Consider the following 18,631-nt stretch of genomic DNA (forward strand, 5'->3'; position numbering starts at 1 on the left):
TGCGGTGCGAGCGGTGGAGGGCGCGGGTGGCTACCGTGTTCCGGTGGCGAAGGGGAGCGGCCTCGGCGTACGTGGCGGGCTGCTGCTCGGCCTGATCATCGTGGTGGTGCTCGCCGCGACCGGAGTGTGGAACCCGTTTCCGGGAATGTGGGAATGGGTCAACCGGCGCCAGCCGATCTCCGAGCCGGACGTGGTCTGGCAGGAACGGATCGGGGGCACCCCGCGCAGCGTCACGATCGCCGGCGAGACCGTGGTGGTCGAGCAGCGCACCCGGGTCGAGGCGCGCAGCCTGACCACCGGCAGCCAGCTGTGGGAGCGTAAGGCCGACTGGACGGCGGTGGCCGGCGGCGGTGCCGAGGCCGTGGTCGTCGTGGGCCGGCTGCTGGTCAAGGGGTACGAGGTGCTCGACCCGACGACCGGGGCTACCCGGCGGCGGGACGACGACGCGGTGGCGGTCTGGACCTACCGGAACCTGTTGCTCGACGCGCGGTGCGTCGAGGCGACGGACTGCACCCTGAGCGCCTGGGAGCCACGCGGGACCGCTCCGCTGTGGACCGCCTTCCTGCCCGGGGTCAGCAGCGGCCTGCTCGCCGACAACCCGAACCTGCTCGACACCCGTCGGCTCACCGCCGCCCGCATCCACGACGAGGTGGCCGGGCCGGAAGCGGTGCCACCGCTGCTCGGCTTCCCCGTCGACGGCCGGGTGCACGTGGTCGACACCGCCACCGGCCGGGTGCTGCAGAACGTCGAGCCAGGGCGGGACGAGCGGCTGGCGGTGATCGGGGGACGCCTGCTGCATATCGTCGCCCGGTCCCAGGACGGCAGCTGCTACTTCGCCATCTCCGGCCGGGAACCGGCCAGCGGGCAGGAGACGTGGCAGCGCGCCGGACTCAACCTGCGTACCGCCGACAGCGCCGGGTGCGTGCAGCGGGAGGACCCGTACGGCGCCCGCAACGTGCTGGTCGGGGTGTCGCCCGACGGCCGGGAGGCGATTCTCGACGGGTACGACGGGCGGCTGCTGCTGGTCGCCGAGAACTCCGAACGGGTGCTCGCGGTCGACGACCGGTACGCGGTGGTGCGTACCGGCGATCGTGGCGCGGTCTCGACCCGCGAACTCGGCTCCGGCCGGGTGCGGTGGAACCGGCCGGCCGGTGCGAAGGCGGGCGCTGCCCTGACCCCGTACGCGGCCGTCCTCGCAGACGAGAAGCCCAACCGGCTGGTGGCGCTCGACCCACGTACCGGCCGGGAGTTGGCGGTGCTGCGCACCTCGGCGAACGCGCTCGCGGTCGGTCCGGGCGGCATGGTGATCGGGGAGGGACGCGAGATCGGGTACGTCCGGTTCGGCGCGGGCGACCCGCGGCGCGACGGTGCTGACCCGCGCGACGGCACCGGCCCGGCACCCGGGCCCGCCAACCCCGGCGACGGCCCGCAACCGCAGGAGAGCTGCGGCCCGAAGAACGAGCTCTGCGCGGCCCCCGACAACGGCAAGTGACCGTCCACCGGGACGGATGAGCGCACCCCACCCGGCGGGTGGGAGCGGTCGACCCATCTGCCCTAGGCTTTCTCGACATGAGTAGTGCCGCCGCCGAATTCTCGTACGCGCCCCTGCTGCCGACCGGTCCCGACCAGACGGAGTACCGCCTGGTCACCGACGAGGGTGTCGACGTCGTCAACGGTCCGGGTGGTCGGCGGTTCCTCACCGTGGAGCCGGCCGCGTTGACCGCGTTGACCGCCGAGGCGATGCACGACATCGCGCACTTCCTGCGCCCTGCGCACCTGGCCCAGCTGCGTTCGATCATCGACGACCCGGCGGCCTCGCCGAACGACCGGTTCGTCGCGCTGGACCTGCTGCGCAACGCCAACATCGCCGCTGGCGGAGTGCTGCCGATGTGCCAGGACACCGGCACCGCGATCGTGATGGGCAAGCGTGGCCGGCATGTGCTCACCGACGGCACGGACGCCGAGGCGATCTCCCGTGGCGTGTGGCAGGCGTACACCCGGCTCAACCTGCGCTACTCCCAGCTTGCTCCGCTGACCATGTGGGAGGAGCGGAACACCGGCAGCAACCTGCCCGCCCAGGTGGAGCTCTACGCCGAGGACCCGGACGGGCATCCGGACGCGTACAAGTTCCTCTTCATGGCCAAGGGCGGCGGCTCGGCCAACAAGTCCTACCTCTACCAGGAGACCAAGGCGCTGCTGAACCCGACGCGGATGATGCAGTTCCTGGAGGAGAAGCTGCGGCTGATCGGCACCTCGGCCTGCCCGCCGTACCACCTGGCCGTGGTGATCGGTGGCACCAGCGCCGAGTACGCCCTGAAGACCGCCAAGTACGCCTCGGCGAAGTATCTCGACGCGCTGCCCACCTCCGGCTCGATGACCGCCCACGGCTTCCGGGATCTGGAGTTGGAGGCCGAGGTGCTGGAGCTGACCCGCAACTTCGGCATCGGCGCACAGTTCGGCGGGCGCTACTTCTGCCACGACGTCCGGGTGGTGCGGCTGCCCCGGCACGGCGCCTCCTGCCCGGTGGCGATCGCGGTGTCGTGTTCGGCGGACCGGCAGGCGGTCGCCAAGATCACCCCGTCGGGGGTGTGGCTGGAGCGACTCGAAACCGACCCGGCCCGCTACCTGCCCGAGGTCACCGACGCGCAGCTGGACACCTCCGAGGTGGTCCGCGTCGACCTGAACCGCCCGATGGACGAGATCCGCGCCGAACTCTCCAAGTACCCGGTCAAGACCCGGCTCTCGCTCACCGGCCCGCTTGTGGTCGCCCGGGACATCGCCCACGCCAAGATCGCCGAGCGGCTGGACGCCGGCGAGCCGATGCCGCAGTACCTGCGCGACCACGCGGTCTACTACGCCGGCCCGGCGAAGACCCCGGAGGGCTACGCCTCCGGCTCGTTCGGCCCGACCACCGCCGGCCGGATGGACGCGTACGTGGAGAAGTTCCAGGCTGCCGGCGGGTCGATGGTGATGCTGGCCAAGGGCAACCGGTCCGCGCAGGTGACCCGCTCCTGCGATCAGCACGGTGGCTTCTATCTCGGCTCGATCGGTGGCCCTGCCGCCCGGCTCGCCCAGGACTGCATCCGGCACGTGGAGGTCCTGGAATACGCGGAACTCGGCATGGAGGCGGTCTGGAAGATCGAGGTGGCGGACTTCCCGGCCTTCATCGTCGTCGACGACAAGGGCAACGACTTCTTCGCCGAGGTGACCAAGCCGGTCCTCACCATCGGCCGCCACTGAGAAAATAAATTCTTATCTTGCTTGGCAGGGTTTGGAGTTGCATAGATTCCGCTGAGGCCCAATCCTTCATTTCGGAACTAGGAGGTTGGGGCATGCCGCAGTTGGAAGTAGACGATGCGACCGATCGGTACCTGCCTTTCGCAGCGGGCGTCACTGGCATGACGAAGGGGGCAGGTGTTTGCTCGTCTCGTGGAGCAAGCGCAAGCGGCTGCCCTTCCGAACCCCCAGCCAGGCCGCACGGGAGATCGTCCAGCAGCGTAATCCAGGTGTGAGTCCGCACCGTAACGGCTGGAGCTTCTTCATCGTGGCTGCAACTGGTGCCCCGTTGCAGAGCCTCCGGCACCGGCCGGTCTGACTGGCGCGGAGCAGCAGCTCCCTGATAGAGCAATGCCCCGGGTTGCTTGCAAGCAGAGGCAACGTCCGGGGCGTACGCATGCACTCTACCTCGGAATGACGAGAAGGGCGACTGTGATGGCCGACATCGTGGCGCTGGAGAGGGCTCTCTCGGCAGGTCGGCTTGAGCCGTACGTCAAGGCAGCCGGAGGCGGCCTCGCCGAGGGAATCCAACTCTACGAGTGGAATACGGCTGTGTCCGCTGCCTTCTTCGAGGTGCTGGGGCACTTCGAGGTAGCACTGCGCAACGCGCTTCATGAACAACTCAGGGCGATGGGCGGACGGGAAGACTGGTGGTTGGCGTCGCGATTCAACTTCACCTCTCCTGCTAACGACATGATCGCTAAGGCATCTGCTGAGATGGGACGCAGAGGTGCCAGCGGCAGCCCGGGGCACGTTGTGGCAGCCTTGCCGTTTGGCTTCTGGGTCGCGCTGCTGAGCGCCGGTGGCGACTGCAACTACGAGATGTCGCTGTGGCGGCCGGGCCTCCGCCGAGCCTTTCCTGGATACAGCGGAACCAGAGTGAGACTGCACCCCCGCTTGAACACTCTTCGATTGCTCCGGAACCGGATCGCCCACCACGAACCGATTTACCGGCGGCACCTGGCGGCTGATCACGACACCGTGCTTGAGGTGGTGGCGTGGATCGTCCCCGGATTTTCCAATTGGATGCGGGAGCGGAGCCGGGTACCCAATCTTCTCGACCAGCGCCCGTTTTCTGCCCAGCCACCCGCCGACTGGCCCTAGCTTAGGCTGCGGTTCAACTTCCCGGCCTTCATCGTGGTCGACGACAAGGGCAACGACTTCTTCGCCGAGGTGACCAAGCCGGTCCTCACCATCGGCCGCCACTGACCGCTCCGGCCACCTGAGTGACGGCAGCGCGACGATGCGAGTCCTCGGCATGTTGCCGAGGACTCGCCTGCCAGGTTCAGTAGGGCGTCTCGTATTCGTACAACGCCGTTACACCCTCTCCCTGGTCAAGATCGGAAAGGGTCAGTCGCTTCACGGGGACCATGACGTGCTGACCGGTGGAACCACTGCCAGCATCAAGCCACACCTCGACCATCTCCGTCTTCGGTAGCTGACGCGGGCCGATCGCCAGGATCGTCACGACGTCTGCCTCCCGCTCGACTCTGTGGGATGGACTCTGGCCAGCACGGCGGCCGGCTCCCGGCGGAACAACTCGGGGCTGCGGTGCCACTTGGACAGCAGACGTTCGGCGCTGGCCTGCTGGAATGGCCAAGTGGCGGACCTGGAGGCAGCGGTACGGAAGTTGCGCGCGGCGCAAGCCGGGGTGCCCCGTGCCGAGGAGCGGGCCGCCCGCATTGTGGCCGAGGCCCGGGCGAAGGCGGACCAGGCGCGCGCCGCGTTGGCCGAGGCGATCCGGGCCGCTGACCGGGACGGCGTGCGTCAGGTGGACATCGTGGCGGCAACCGGCTACAGCCGAGAGCGGGTCCGCCAGATTATCCGGGACGGGGAATCCTGACGCTTTCCGGCCGAGGGCACCGAGAGCCCCGGTACGTAGTCAGGGAAGTCTGACACCAGGCAGCGCGAGACCCGGCCCACCCACCGTCCGGAAGGCTGCCGGGTCCACTTCCACAGAGCTACTGCTCCTGGCGATGAAAGAGTATCTGGTCGGGTTGCCTGCCAGCGGAAACGGCCGGTCGACATCGGTGCGCCCGCCGTTGGCGGGCGCACCGCCCCCGTCGATCGCAGCATCCTGCGACCGAGGACAGTCTCCGGCCTTCTACTGTCGATCCACTCTCAGATCGCTATCAGCTCGATGGGACTATCGGTGACCGCCGAGCTACGCTGCTGGAAGTTGCCACCATCGCCGGGGCGGGGGAGCGGATGCGGTTTCAGATCCTGGGGCCACTGCGCGTCGGTGGGGGCGAAGCCACCATCACCGCAGGTCGGGACCGGGTCGTCCTCGCAGTCCTGCTGCTCCGGACAAACCGCATTGTGCCGGTCGACGAGCTGGTCGACGCCATCTGGGAAGAGCATCCGCCGGTCACCGCCCGCGCTCAGTTGCAGACCTGCGTGTCGCGGTTGCGACAGCGCTTCGCCGGCCTCGGGCTGCCGCCGGAGACAATCGTCACCGACCCCGTCGGGTACGGCGTCCGCACGGCTTCCGGCGAACTGGACACCGAGGTCTTCGCCCGTAACGTCGACGCGGCCCGGGCCGCGCTCGCCAGCGGACAGCTGATCGACGCGCGCCGGCAGTTCCGGGCCGCGCTGCAATTGTCCCGTGGGCCGGCGCTGAGCGGGATTCCCAACCAGAGCGTGCGGCGGCGGGCCCAGGCGCTTGACGAGCAGGTCCTCGCGGTGTTCGAGGAGTGCGTGGACGTCGAGCTGCGGCTCGGCCACGCGGCGGCGCTGCTCGACGAGTTGAGCGAGCAACTGGAGCAACACCCGTTGCGGGAGCGGCTGCGCGGCCAACTCATGCTGGCGCTCTCCGCGGTCGACCGGCAGGCGGACGCGCTCGTGCTGTATCGGGAAGGTCGCCGCCGGTACGCCGAGGAACTCGGCATCGAGCCCGGTGCCGGGTTGCAGGAGCTGCACCAGCGGGTGCTCGCCGGTGATCTCGCTGTCGCCAGCTCGACCCGCCGCGACACCGCCCCGGTACGCGGGCTGCCCCGGTCGATCAGCGACTTCACCGGACGTTCCGAAACGGTCGCCCGGCTGGTCAAGGAGATCGAGGAGGGGGAGACCCGGCTCCATCTGATCGACGGGATGGCCGGCAGCGGCAAGACCACGCTGGCCGTACACGTGGCCACCCAGCTGGCTGACCAGTACCCGGACGCTCAGCTCTTCATCGATCTGCACGGGCACAGCGAGCGGGCGCCGCTGAGCCCGGCCGCCGCGCTGGCCACCCTGCTGCGGCAGCTCGGGGTCCCGGCCGAGCGCATCCCGGTCGACCTGGACGACCGGGTGGCCCGTTGGCGTACCGAACTTGCCGACCGGCGGGTCCTGGTGCTGCTGGACAATGCCGCCACCGCCGCGCAGGTGACGCCACTGCTGCCCAGCGGCGCCGGCTGCCTGACCCTGATCACCAGCCGGCGCCGGCTGGTGGGTCTGGACGAGGGCCGTCCCTCCTCGTTGCCCGTGCTCGCCCCGGACGAGGCGATCGAGCTGCTCGACCGGGTGGCCGGGGGTGAACGCGTGGCGGCGGAGCCGGCGGCGGCCGCCGAGGTGGTACGCCGCTGCGGCTATCTCCCGCTCGCGATCCGGCTGGCCGGCGCCCGACTGGTGCACCGTCCTCGGTGGCGGATCGCTGATCTGGCCGAACGGCTCGGCGGAAGCCGGGACACCCTGGCCGAGCTGGCCGCCGGGCAACGCTCCGTCGGGGACGCCTTCGCCCTGTCGTACGCGCAGGTGTCGCCGGCCGCGCAGCGCACCTTCCGGCTGCTCGGGCTGCATCCGGACGTACGCTTCGACAACACGGTCGCCGCCGCCCTGGCCGACCTGCCGCTGCCCGAGGCACAACACCTGTTGGACGAACTGGTCGACGCCCATCTGGCTGACGAACCGGAACCCGGCCGGTACCGGTTGCACGATCTGGTCCGTGAGTACGCCCGCACGCTCTGCACCGAACCGGCCCACGCGTCGGAACGGCACGCCGCGCTCCACCGGCTGCTCGACCACCACCTGCATGTGCTCGCGACGATCAGCCGGCAGGTGGAGCCGCCGATCAGCCGACGTACCCTCACCCTGCCCGATCCACCGCGTCCCGATCTGGTGGCGGCCTGCGTCGATCGCGGGGTGGCCTGGTTCGACGAGCAGCGCTCGACATTTGTGGCGCTGGTCAGATCGGCGGAGCAGGACTTCCCCCGGCACTGCTGGCAGCTGGCCCGGGCCTGCTGGCGGTTGCTCTTCAACGGTGGGCACCTCGACGAGTTGATCGAGACACACACCGCCGGCCTGCGGGCGGCCGAGGCGCTCGGCGACGAGTCCGCGACCGCGGTGCTGCTCAACTACCTCGCCTCCGCCGAGTTCCGGCTGGCCCGTTTCGGGCAGGCGATCCGGCTGCTGGAGCGGGTGGTCGAGCTGTGCCGGCGCAACGATGTCAGCGACCTGCTGCCGATCGCGCTGTGGAACCTCGGCATCGCCAGCTCCAACAGCGGTGATCCACGCCGCGCCGCGGACTACTTCCGGAAGGCGGCACCGTTGCTGCGCGGCGCCGACCAGCGGACCGAGCAGGCCGCGCTGCTGACCAACCTGACGTTCGCACTGATCTCCTGGGGCCGGTACGACGAGGCGCTGCGGGCCAGCCGCAACCACCTGATGCTGGCCCGGGTCCTCGGCGACCGCCGGCAGCTGGCGAACGCCGTGGAGCACACGGGCATTACCCGGCATCGAATGGGATACACCGGGCCGGCGCGGCGGCTGCTGCGGGCGGCGCTGACCCTTCAGCGCGAGGTCGACAACCGGTTCAACGAGGGCGAGGTGCTCAACGAACTCGGCGTGATGGAGCGCGAGGCCGGGCGGCCGGAGGAGGCGGCGGCGTTGCACCGGCAGGCGCTGATCCTGATCAGCGAGGTCGGTGACCTGGTCGGCCAGTGCGCGTCCCGTAATCTGCTGGCCCGCGCCATCCTCGACCAGGGCGACGTACGCAGCGCCCAGGACCTGTTCGGTCGGGTGCTGCTCGACGCCACCAGAATTGAGCACCGGTACGAGCAGGCACGCGCGCTGGACGGCATCGCCCGCTGCGTCAGGCACAGCGACCCGGGCGCGGCCAGATCCCGCTGGGTCCGGGCGCTGTCACTGCTGAGTCAGGTCGAGTCGCCCGATGCTGCCGAGGTGCAGCGGCAGCTGGACGAGCTGCCGCCGACGTGATCCGGATGCGCTTCGGGATTCTGGGGCCGCTACAGGTCGCGGGCGGTCAGGGCACGCTGACCGCCGGGCGGGAACGCATCGTCCTGGCCGTGCTGCTGCTCCGGGCCGGTCGGATCGTACCGGTGGACGAGCTGGTCGACGCGGTCTGGGAGATCCGGCCGCCCGCCACCGCCCGGGCCCAGCTCCAGACCTGCGTCTCCCGACTGCGGCAGCGCTTCGCGGCGCTGGGTATTCCGCCGGAGACGATAGTCACCGATCCGATCGGCTACGGGGTGTTGACGCGCAGCGGCGAACTCGACGCCGAGGTGTTCGGCAGCAAGGTGAGCGCGGCGCGGTCGTCGCTGGCCGCTGGCCGGCTCGTCGAAGCCCGCCAGCACTTCCGGGCGGCGCTGGCCCTCTGGCGCGGCCCGGCCCTCGACGGCATCACCAGCCCCAGCGTCCGGTCGCGCGCCCATGACCTGGACGAACGGCGACTCGACACGCTTGAGGAATGCGTGGATGTCGAGCTGCGGCTCGGCCTGGCGGCCGAGCTGATCGGCGAGCTGACCGAGGCGGTGGAGCGCCAGCCCCTGCGGGAGCGGCTACGTGAGCAGCTCATGCTCGCCCTGGCGAGTGTCGGCCGGCACGCCTATGCGCTCGCCGTCTACCAGCAGGGCCGCCGGTGGTTCGCCCAGGAACTGGGCATCGAGCCGGGTGCCGCATTGCAGGAGCTGCACCAGCGGTTGCTCGCCGGTGATCTGGCCGTCGCTGGGCCAGGGCCGCGGTCGAGGCCGCCGGTTCGGGCACTGCCCCGGGTGATCAGCGACTTCACCGGACGGCAGGAGACGATCGCGCGGCTGGTCAAGGAGATCGAGGAGGACCAGGCCAGCGTCCAGCTCATCGACGGGATGGCGGGTAGCGGCAAGACCACCCTCGCGGTTTACCTCGCGACCCGCCTGAGCGACCAGTACCCCGACGGCCAGCTCTTCATCGACCTGCACGGGCACAGCGCGCGTACCCCGTTGACCACGGCTGCGGCAGTGGCGGCCCTGCTCCGGCAGCTCGGCGTCCCACCGGAGCGGATCCCGGTGGACCTGGACGACCGGCTCGCGATGTGGCGCACCGAGTTGACCGCGCGACGGATCCTGGTGCTGCTCGACAACGCCGGCGACGCCGAACAGGTCATCCCGCTGCTGCCCACCGGTGCCGGGTGTCTCACCCTGATCACCAGCCGACGCCGGCTGGTGAGCCTCGACGGAGGGCACCCGTCCTCACTGCCGGTGCTGGACCCGGCGGAGGCCGTCGAGCTACTCGCCCGGGTGGCCGGGGAGGCGCGGGTCATGGTCGATCCGGCGGCGGCGGACGAGGTGGTACGCCGGTGCGGCTACCTTCCCCTGGCGATCCGGCTGGCCGGCGCGCGGCTGGCGCACCGGCCCCGGTGGCGGATCACGGACCTCCTCGAACGCCTGCGCGACGCCAGTGACCCGCTGGCCGAGCTGGCGGCCGAGCAGCGCTCCGTCGGCGATGCCTTCGCCCTGTCGTACGCGCAGGTGACACCGGCGGCGCAGCGGATGTTCCAGCTGCTCGGCCTGCATCCCGGTGTCCGTTTCGACAACACGGTCGCCGCCGCGCTTACCGAACTGCCGTTGACCGAGACCCAGGACGTGCTCGACGAACTTGTCGACGCACATCTGGTCGAGGAGCCGGAGCCGGGCCGGTACCGGCTGCACGACCTGGTCCGGGAGTACGCTCGCAGGCTGCTCGCGGAGTTGACCGACCCGGCCGAGCGCGACGCGGCGCTGGCGCAGCTGCTCGACCATCATCTGGCCACGGCCGTGCAGATCGCGCGCGGCTTCGAGTCGACCGGGAACCGACGGAACTTCACTCCACCGGCCCCGCGCCGTCCCGATCTCAGCGCCGTTGCCGCCCGGCAGGGGCTGGCCTGGTTCGACGAGTACCGGGTGGCGTTGATCGCGCTGTCCCGGTGGGCGGAGCGCGCCGTGCCCGAGCGCTGCTGGCAGCTGGCGCGAGCGTGCTGGTGGCCGTTCTTCAACGGTGGGCAGCTCGACGAGGTGATCGAGATGCACAGCGCCGGGCTGCGGGCGGCCACGTCGCTCGGTGACGAGCCGGCGAGGGCCCTGATGCTTAACTATCTCGCCTCGGCCTACTTCCGGTTGGCCCGATTGTCGGAAGCCATCCGGCTCATGGAGCAGGCGGTCGAGCTGTGCCGGCGGCAGGGACTCGCCGGCCCACAGGCGAGCTTCCTGTGGAACCTCGGCGGCGCGTACCTCGTCAACGGCGACTATCAACGAAGTCTGGAGTTGTTCAACGAGGCCGCCCAACTGCTGCGCTCGCCCGACCGGTACGCCGAGACGTTCGTGCTGTTCAACAACACGGCCTTTCTGCTGCTCGTCTGGGGGCGCTACGACCAGGCACTCGTCACCAGCCGTAAGCACCTGATGATGAGCCGTGAGCTGGCTGATCGCCGGCAGCTGGCGAACGCGCTGGGCCATCTCGGTGCGGTCCGCTTCCGGATGGGGGATGTGCTGCCCGCCCGGCGGTTGCTGCGGGCAGCGCTGCGCCTGCACCGGGCGGTCGGCAACGCCGTGTACGAGGGCGAGGTACTCAACGAACTGGGCATGATGGAGCGGGAGGCGGGGCGGCCGGTGGAAGCTGCGGCGTTGCACCGCGAGGCCCTGATCGTGCTGACCGAGGCAGGCGATCGGGTCGGGCAGTGCAGCTCGCGCAACCTGCTGGCACGCGCGTTGCTGGCACAGGGCGACGGCGCCAGCGCGCTGGATCTGCACCGTCGGGTACTGGTCGACACCATGAAGATCAACCATCGCTACGAGCAGGCCCGCGCGCAGGACGGGATGGCCCGCTGTCTGCGTCCTACCGATCCGGCGGCGGCCCGCATCCACTGGACTCGGGCGCTGGCGCTGTTCGAGCAACTCGACGTGCCCGAGCAGCACGAGGTGCGTCGGCTGCTCGCCGAGCTGTCCTGAGCTGGCTGCCGCGATCATCTGCACGTCGGGCCGGGGCGCGGCAGGATGGTACGCGTGACGACTCCAGAGGCGACGGGCTACCGGATCGAACGCGACTCGATGGGCGAGGTGGAGGTGCCGGCCGAGGCGCTGTGGCGGGCACAGACGCAGCGGGCGGTGCAGAACTTCCCCATCTCGGGGCGGGGGATCGAGCCCGCCCAGATCCGGGCGCTGGCGCAGATCAAGGGTGCGGCGGCCGAGGTCAACGGCGACCTGGAGGTGATCGACCCGAACGTGGCGGCGGCCATCGCGGCGGCTGCCGCGCACGTCGCCGACGGCGGGTACGACGACCAGTTTCCGGTCGACGTTTTCCAGACCGGCTCCGGCACCTCGTCCAACATGAACACAAACGAGGTGATCGCCAGCCTGGCCAGCCGGGAGCTGGGCCGGGAGGTGCACCCCAACGACGACGTCAACGCCTCGCAGTCAAGCAACGACGTCTTCCCCTCCTCGATCCACCTGGCCGCCACCGAGGCGGTCGCCCGCGACCTGCTGCCGGCGCTGGATCACCTGGCGGGTGCGCTTGAGGCGAAGGCCGGCGAGTTCGAGACGGTGGTCAAGGCCGGGCGTACCCACCTGATGGACGCCACGCCGGTGACCATGGGGCAGGAGTTCGGTGGGTACGCCGCCCAGGTCCGCTACGGCATCGAACGGGTCGAGGGGGTGCTGCCCCGGCTGGCCGAGCTGCCGTTGGGCGGTACGGCGGTCGGCACCGGCATCAACACCCCGCTCGGGTTCGCCGCCCGGGTGATCGACAAGCTCCGTGCCACCACCGGGCTGCCGGTGACCGAGGCGCGCAACCATTTCGAGGCGCAGGGCGCGCGCGACGCACTTGTGGAAGCGTCGGGGCAGCTGCGTACCGTCGCGGTCGGGCTATACAAGATCGCCAATGACATCCGTTGGATGGGCTCGGGCCCTCGGGCCGGCCTGCGCGAGCTGCGCATCCCCGACCTCCAGCCGGGCTCGTCGATCATGCCGGGGAAGGTCAATCCGGTGGTCTGCGAGGCCGTCCGGCAGGTCTGTGCGCAGGTCGTCGGCAACGACGCGACGGTGGCCTTCGCCGGCTCGCAGGGCGACTTCGAGCTGAACGTGATGCTTCCGGTGATGGCCCGCAACATCCTGGAGTCGATCCGGCTGCTGGCCGCGTCCAGCCGCCTGCTCGCCGACCGCTGCGTGGTCGGCCTGGTCGCCGACGCCGAGGTCTGCCTGTCGTACGCCGAAGGCTCGCCGTCGATCGTCACGCCCCTCAACCGCTACCTCGGGTACGACGAGGCCGCCTCGATCGCCAAGGAGGCGCTGGCCAAGCAGATCTCCATGAAGGAGGTGGTGATCGCCCGTGGACACCTCGACTCCGGCAAACTAAGCGAGACCCAACTGGAGGAGGCGCTCGACCTGCTCCGCATGACCCACCCCTGACTGGCTGCGCTGTCCGGGCACCCAGGCGAGGAAGCGCGCGAAGAGGGCGGCCGGGCCGGCGCGCTCGGCCCGGTCACCGGAGTGCGATCGGCTCGATCGGCACGGGCGTGTGCCGGTCCGGGCAGGTACGCCAACGCAAACCGCAGGAGCAGTACGCCCGAAGTCCATGCCAGATCCGGCGATGCCGGGGTGCCAGCGGGATCGGCCGCTGGTTGCGAAACGTTCGGAACATACTGTGGAACCAGGTCTGCCGGGCGGCTCGGGACATGGCGCAGCCTCCTGTCGAGCTGAGTCGTTTGCGTCATCACCCCCGAGCCGCTGCGAGTGCCAGGTCTGCTCCAGACCGAGCCCTACGCCCGCGCGATCTTCGAGGCTGATGATTCGCTCAGCCCTGTCGAGCGCGAGGAACGCCTGGCCGACCGTATGGCCAGCCAGGCCGTCCTATGTCAGGAACACCCCCCGCGCGCAGTGATCGTGCTCGACGAGTCCGCGCTGCGGCGACGGGTCGGCGGTCGAAAGGTGATGCTCGACCAGACGCAACACCTGATCAGATTCGCCACCGACCATCCCTCGGTCCGCCTGCACGTGGTACCGCTGTCCGCCGAGGAGTACCCCGGCCTCACGGCCCGTTCATCCTTGCCGGGTTCCGTGATGGGACTGATGTGGCATATCTCGGCGGTCAGATCGGTGGCCGAGAGCTGGATCAGACATCGGATCTGTCGATGCTGCAACGGGTCTGGGAGGCTACCTCGGCGCGACGTTGCCGCCGCAGGAGTCGACGGAACTGCTGAAGGAGATCGCGGAGTCATGGACCTGACCGGTGCGCAATGGCGCAAGAGCAGCCGTAGCGGTTCCAGCGACCAGTGTGTTGAGGTGGCGACGAATTTTCCTGAACTGGTGGGAGTGCGGGACAGTAAGGATCCAGGTGGGCCGGTGTTGACCTTCGAGTCGTACGCCTGGAGGTCCTTCGTCGCGGCGGCGCGCTGTCGTGAGCATTGATCGTTGACGTTCTGGCTATCTTCTTCTCGGGTGTTGAGCCGTTCCTGCGTCAACGATCATCGTTGCGTTCCATGAACGAGCGTGACGTTGGTCGCGGTGCCCGGTGGGTGAGTTTGATCTTGGGGTGGTGCCCTGCGGGATCAGGGGCGGATGGCGGCGGCCTTGCGGGCGCGGTAGGCGCTGACCGCGGCCCGGTTGCCGCAGCCGGCGTCGCAGAATCGGCGGGAACGGTTCTTCGACAGGTCGACGAGTACGTTGTCGCAGTCCGGGTGCTCGCAGGTGCGCAGCCGGCGTAGCTCACCGCTGCGGACCACGTCCGCGATCGCCATTGCCGCCTCGACCGCCATCCGGGTGGCCAGCGGGGCGTCTCGGGGTACGGCGTGCAGGTGGTACGGCTCGTCGTCGTGCGTGATGAGCTGAGGCAGGGCGCGGTGCTCACGGAGCAACCCGTTGACGATCGAGACGATCTCGTTGACGTCGGCGTACCAGATCCGGCGTAGCCGGGGGCGCAGTGCGCGTACCGTCCGCAGTTCGGCCTCGGTGTGCTCGTGCCGGCCGCTGTAGGCGTGGGCGGTGAAGAAGGCGTCCAGGGCGGCCACGTCCGGCAGCCCTTCGCCGTCCTGGCCGCCGGTGTTGACAAGCGCGGCGGCGGCTGTCAACGAACATTCCGTGTCATGGGCGAAAAGCAACTTGACCCCTGTCGCAACCCCGCTCTAGCGTCATCGGTGTAACCCTACTTTGCCCATGGCGGCCAGCTTTGCCAAGGAGAGCCCGATGCGCCAACCCCCCGCCGCAGGTGTCGGCCTCACCCTGGCGCTGATCTCCGCGGTGACCTTCGCCACCTCGGGCACCTTCGCCCGCTCACTGATCAACGCCGGCTGGTCGGCCGAGGCGGTGGTCGTCGCCCGGGTCGGCATCGCCGCCCTGGTGTTGGCCATACCTGCGCTGCTCATCCTGCGCGGACGCTGGCCGGTACTGCGCCGCAACCTCGCCTCGATCGGGGTCTTCGGGGTGCTCGGGGTCGCGCTCGCCCAGGTGTGCTTCTTCAACGCCGTGCGCTACCTGCCGGTGGGCGTGGCGCTGCTGCTGGAGTACCTCGGCATCATCCTGGTCGTCGGCTGGACCTGGTTGGTGCAGGGGCAGCGTCCCCGCCGGCTGACCGTGGCCGGCTCGGTGGCGGCCCTGGTCGGCCTGGTCTTCGTGCTCGACCTGACCGGTGCCGGCCGGCTCGACCCGGTCGGCGTGCTCTGGGGGTTGGGCGCCGGGGTGGGACTCGCCGGCTACTTCGTACTCGCCGGCCGGATCGATTCCGCACTGCCGTCGGTCGTGATGGCCAGCGGCGGGATGGCCGTCGGTGCCGGCGCACTGCTGCTGCTCGGGCTGGCCGGAGCGCTGCCGCTGCGCGCCACCTTCGGCGCGGTGGACTTCGCCGGGCAGCGCACCAGCTGGCTGGTTCCGATCGCCGGTCTCGCCCTGGTGGCGGCGGTGGTCGCGTACCTGGCCGGGGTCGCCGCGACCCGCATCCTGGGTGCCCGGCTCGCCTCCTTCGTCGGGCTGACCGAGGTGATGTTCGCGGTGCTGATCGCCTGGCTGGTGCTGGGCGAGCTGCCGACCATCGTCCAACTGCTCGGCGGGGCGCTTATCGTCGCCGGGGTCGCCCTGGTCCGCCTCGACGAGCTGCGTACCTCCGTCGAGCCGGCGCCAACCCAGGCCGGGGAGCCGGCCCTGACGTGACACTTTGGCCGGCCCGTCGCCCGGGCAGATCTTTCCGGCGTACCGGATCTACCGGAAGGTATCCGGCGACGGGCTGGCGGAACGGCAAGTGTTGATGTCTGATGACGCCACATACCTCAACGAGAGGATTCGATGTGGTGAGCAAGCGCTTCACCGCCGGTGTGGTCGCGACCGCGGCGGCACTGGCCCTCACGGTGACCGGTCTGAGCGTGCCGGCCAGCGCCGAGCCGGCGGCCGTCCGGACCTTCACCGTGGTCGCCGAGGACGGGTACGCCGCCGAGGCGGCGATCGCCGCCATCCGGTCGGCCGGCGGGACCGTGGTGTCCCGGACCGACGAGGTCGGCGTGTACCAGGTGACCAGTGACCGCGCCGACTTCCAGGCCCGGGTGGCAGCCGCCACGGCCCTGATCGGCGCCGCCGAGCAGAAGGCGATCGGTCGCAAGCCCAGGATGGACCGGGTCGAGCAGGAACACCTGCTGGCCGCCGGGGTCGCCAAGGGCGTCGGCAAGAAGCCCGGCAAGAAGCCGGCCAAGCTGGATCCGCTTGACGACAAGCTCTGGGGCCTGGAGATGATCCGCGCCCCCCAGGCGCGCAAGGTGGAGGCCGGCGACCGTCGGGTCACCGTCGGCGTACTCGACACGGGCGTCGACGCGAGCCACCCTGACATCGCCCCGAACTTCAACTGGCGGCTCTCGCGGAACTTCGCGCCGGACATTCCCGAGATCGACGGGCCGTGCGAGGTGTCGAGCTGCCTCGACCCGGCCGGTACCGACGACGGCGGGCACGGCACGCACGTGGCCGGCACCATCGGCGCCGCCGCCAACGGATTCGGCCTTTCCGGGGTGGCTCCGGACGTCTCTCTGGTCAACCTCAAGGGCGGGCAGGACTCGGGTTACTTCTTCCTGAACCCGGTGGTCAACGCCCTGCTGCACGCCGGCAGATCCGGCCTGGACGTGGTGAACATGTCCTTCTACGTCGACCCGTGGCTCTACAACTGCACCGCGAATCCGGCCGACTCGCCCGAGGCGCAGGCGGCGCAGCGCGCCACCATCCGGGCCATGAAGCGGGCCCTGACCTTCGCCCACAACAAGGGCGTCACCCTGGTCGGTGCGCTCGGCAACAACCACGAGGACCTGGGCGACCCGCGTACCGACGTCTCCAGCCCGAACTACGGTGACGTCGCGCCGTACCCCCGGGAGATCGACAACAACAGCTGTTGGAACCTGCCCACCGAGGGACCGCACGTGATCAGCGTCGCCGCCGTCGGCCCGTCCGGTAAGAAGGCCGACTACTCCAATTACGGCACCGAGCAGACCGCCGTGGCCGCGCCCGGCGGCTGGTTCCGGGACGGCTTCGGCACCGACACGTTCCGCACCGACGCCAACATGATCCTCTCCACGTACCCGAAGAAGGTGCTCCAGGAGGAGGGCACTGTCGACGAGGACGGCAACATCGTGCCGGGCGCCGAGACCTTCGTGTTCAAGGAGTGCAGGGCCAACGGTGCGTGCGCCTACTTCACGTACCTCCAGGGCACCTCGATGGCGGCCCCGCACGCCTCGGGCGTGGCCGCGCTCATCGTCAGCCGGTACGGCAAGGCGCAGCGTGGCGGCGGTTTCGGGCTGGCACCGGAGCTGGTCGAGCAGCAGCTCTACCGGACGGCGGCCGAGCGCGCCTGCCCGCAGCCACGGCTGGTCAGCTACGCCAACGAGGGCCGGCCGGCCGAGTTCGACGCCTACTGCGCCGGCTCGACCAACTTCAACGGCTTCTACGGCCACGGCATCATCGACGCCCACGCGGCGGTGACCACCCCCCTGAAGTCCCACCGGTAGTCCCGAGGACGTGTCAGCGGCCCGGCCGGTCCTGTCCTGCCGGGCCGCCGGCCGTCGTGCCGAGTCAGTGCGGCGGCGACTGACTGTGCTTGCTCGCCCCCCCGGATATGCCGAGCAGCCGCAGGTCGTGGCCGTGTCGACATCACCGGCGCCAGCCCCGGTCGTGTAGGGCTGATCGAACTTCGCGGACGATCGCCGGGAAATCCCGGTGGAGTCGGCGACTGGTCACGTGTAGGACAAGCCAGCCGGCCCCGACGAGTCCGTTGAGCCGCTGCCGGTCTCGGTGCAACTGCTCATGACCCGAGTGCCAGTGCCCGTCGTATTCCACCGCGACACGGAACTCCGGCCAGGCGAGGTCGGGATGCAGGACCATGCCGCAGGACACGTGCACCGGATGCTGGACCACAGGGCGCGGCAGCCCGGCCAGCACCAGCCGGAGGCGCAGCTGCGACTCGGCCGGCGACTGGGCTGCCGGTTCGGCCAGATCGAACAGCCAACGGGCCCGGCGTATGCCAGGGCGCTTGTCGCTCACGGCGGCGATCTCGGCGAGCGCCGAACGGGTAGTGAGATTCCGACCGAGGAGTGCGTCGATTATGCCAATCGCGTGGGTCGGCTCCAGCCAGACCGCGCTCTCCCAGGCCGCCCGGGTCGGACCGGTGCGGGGTGGACTGCCCCGGCGGGAAAGCCTGACGAATTCGTCCCGGCCCATCGTGTGCACCTGCAAGCCACGCTGGCTACGCAGTCCAGCCGAGGTTGTTGTCAGGACATGGACGGGTTCGGTGAAACCGGCGGCATGCTCGACACCATGCAGGTACGCCGCCGACGGGCCGGCGATGGCCGCATCAGACGGCAGTTGAAGTGCCACGGCCCGACAGAGCAACTCGTGATCGCGGTCGAGTCGAGCGTCGGCGTAGATGTCCCGCCGAAGTCGAACCCAGGCCGAGTTACGGAGCTGATGGGCGGTGAGCAGGCCCCGGCGAACGGCGTCCGAGCCGCGGAAGACCTGCCACGCCAGGGCATCCGGTCGGTGTGCTTGAACTGGCATGAAAAAAGCTTCGGGGCGACGCACCCGCTCCGTCCGTCCTTGTGGACAACTCCGGTCGTCCGCTGACCCTCCCCTGTGGATAACGCTCACACCCGCCGGCTGATGTGCTACGCCGG

General features: G+C 70.0%; 13 protein-coding genes and 1 pseudogene. 11 read left to right on the forward strand and 3 right to left on the reverse strand.

The genetic code is table 11. From position 1 onward, the window contains the following. Positions 1 to 43: 43 nt before the first annotated feature. The 3 genes from AC507J_RS08520 (at position 44) to AC507J_RS08530 (ending at position 4,380) form a co-directional block, all read left to right on the forward strand. Positions 44 to 1,492: an outer membrane protein assembly factor BamB family protein gene (locus AC507J_RS08520; protein ID WP_496288513.1), complete on the forward strand. Its 1,449-nt coding sequence runs from the start codon at positions 44 to 46 to the stop codon at positions 1,490 to 1,492. Positions 1,493 to 1,569: 77 nt separating this feature from the next. Further along, the gene (locus tag AC507J_RS08525) at positions 1,570 to 3,240 is read left to right on the forward strand and encodes a fumarate hydratase (RefSeq protein ID WP_496288514.1); all 1,671 of its coding nucleotides are present in this window, start codon (positions 1,570 to 1,572) and stop codon (positions 3,238 to 3,240) included. Between the two features lie 471 nt (positions 3,241 to 3,711). Then, positions 3,712 to 4,380 (forward strand): Abi family protein, encoded by a 669-nt coding sequence (locus AC507J_RS08530; protein WP_496288515.1) that lies wholly within the window; start codon positions 3,712 to 3,714, stop codon positions 4,378 to 4,380. Positions 4,381 to 4,561: 181 nt separating this feature from the next. On the opposite strand, the gene AC507J_RS08535 is transcribed toward AC507J_RS08530, so the two are convergent. Further along, on the reverse strand, positions 4,562 to 4,744 hold the full coding sequence (locus AC507J_RS08535) for a hypothetical protein (RefSeq protein ID WP_496288516.1): 183 nt from the start codon (positions 4,742 to 4,744) through the stop codon (positions 4,562 to 4,564). 132 nt (positions 4,745 to 4,876) lie between these two features. Here AC507J_RS08535 and AC507J_RS08540 point away from each other — a divergent pair, with 132 nt between their 5' ends. From AC507J_RS08540 to AC507J_RS08565, 6 genes and pseudogenes are all read left to right on the forward strand, one after another. Then, on the forward strand, positions 4,877 to 5,119 hold the full coding sequence (locus tag AC507J_RS08540; protein ID WP_496288517.1) for a hypothetical protein: 243 nt from the start codon (positions 4,877 to 4,879) through the stop codon (positions 5,117 to 5,119). A gap of 365 nt (positions 5,120 to 5,484) precedes the next feature. Continuing rightward, entirely contained in the window at positions 5,485 to 8,469 is a 2,985-nt protein-coding gene (locus tag AC507J_RS08545) for an AfsR/SARP family transcriptional regulator (RefSeq protein WP_496288518.1), read from the forward strand. 5 nt (positions 8,470 to 8,474) lie between these two features. After that, entirely contained in the window at positions 8,475 to 11,453 is a 2,979-nt protein-coding gene (locus tag AC507J_RS08550) for an AfsR/SARP family transcriptional regulator (RefSeq protein WP_496288519.1), read from the forward strand. 45 nt (positions 11,454 to 11,498) lie between these two features. Then, positions 11,499 to 12,908 carry a class II fumarate hydratase gene (locus AC507J_RS08555; RefSeq protein ID WP_496288520.1) on the forward strand — a complete coding sequence of 470 codons (1,410 nt, stop codon included), beginning with the start codon at positions 11,499 to 11,501 and terminating at the stop codon, positions 12,906 to 12,908. A 312-nt stretch (positions 12,909 to 13,220) separates the two neighbouring features. Beyond that, a pseudogene (locus tag AC507J_RS08560) lies at positions 13,221 to 13,725 on the forward strand (DUF5753 domain-containing protein); the annotation flags it as partial. After that, a complete protein-coding gene (locus AC507J_RS08565) occupies positions 13,716 to 13,907 on the forward strand; it encodes a DUF397 domain-containing protein (protein ID WP_496288521.1) in 192 nt (63 codons plus the stop codon). The pseudogene AC507J_RS08560 and the gene AC507J_RS08565, both read left to right, overlap by 10 nt. A gap of 140 nt (positions 13,908 to 14,047) precedes the next feature. Here the strand turns inward: AC507J_RS08565 and AC507J_RS08570 are convergent, their stop codons facing one another. Next, on the reverse strand, positions 14,048 to 14,596 hold the full coding sequence (locus AC507J_RS08570) for a CGNR zinc finger domain-containing protein (RefSeq protein WP_496288522.1): 549 nt from the start codon (positions 14,594 to 14,596) through the stop codon (positions 14,048 to 14,050). 85 nt (positions 14,597 to 14,681) lie between these two features. Here AC507J_RS08570 and AC507J_RS08575 point away from each other — a divergent pair, with 85 nt between their 5' ends. Further along, positions 14,682 to 15,641, forward strand: a complete 960-nt coding sequence (locus AC507J_RS08575; RefSeq protein ID WP_496288523.1) for an EamA family transporter — start codon at positions 14,682 to 14,684, stop codon at positions 15,639 to 15,641. 137 nt (positions 15,642 to 15,778) lie between these two features. Next, positions 15,779 to 17,470, forward strand: a complete 1,692-nt coding sequence (locus tag AC507J_RS08580) for a S8 family serine peptidase (RefSeq protein WP_496288524.1) — start codon at positions 15,779 to 15,781, stop codon at positions 17,468 to 17,470. Between the two features lie 142 nt (positions 17,471 to 17,612). Here the strand turns inward: AC507J_RS08580 and AC507J_RS08585 are convergent, their stop codons facing one another. Further along, positions 17,613 to 18,515 (reverse strand): hypothetical protein, encoded by a 903-nt coding sequence (locus tag AC507J_RS08585; protein ID WP_496288525.1) that lies wholly within the window; start codon positions 18,513 to 18,515, stop codon positions 17,613 to 17,615. Positions 18,516 to 18,631 lie beyond the last annotated feature (116 nt).

Source organism: Micromonospora sp. PRAS1 (assembly GCF_059553435.1).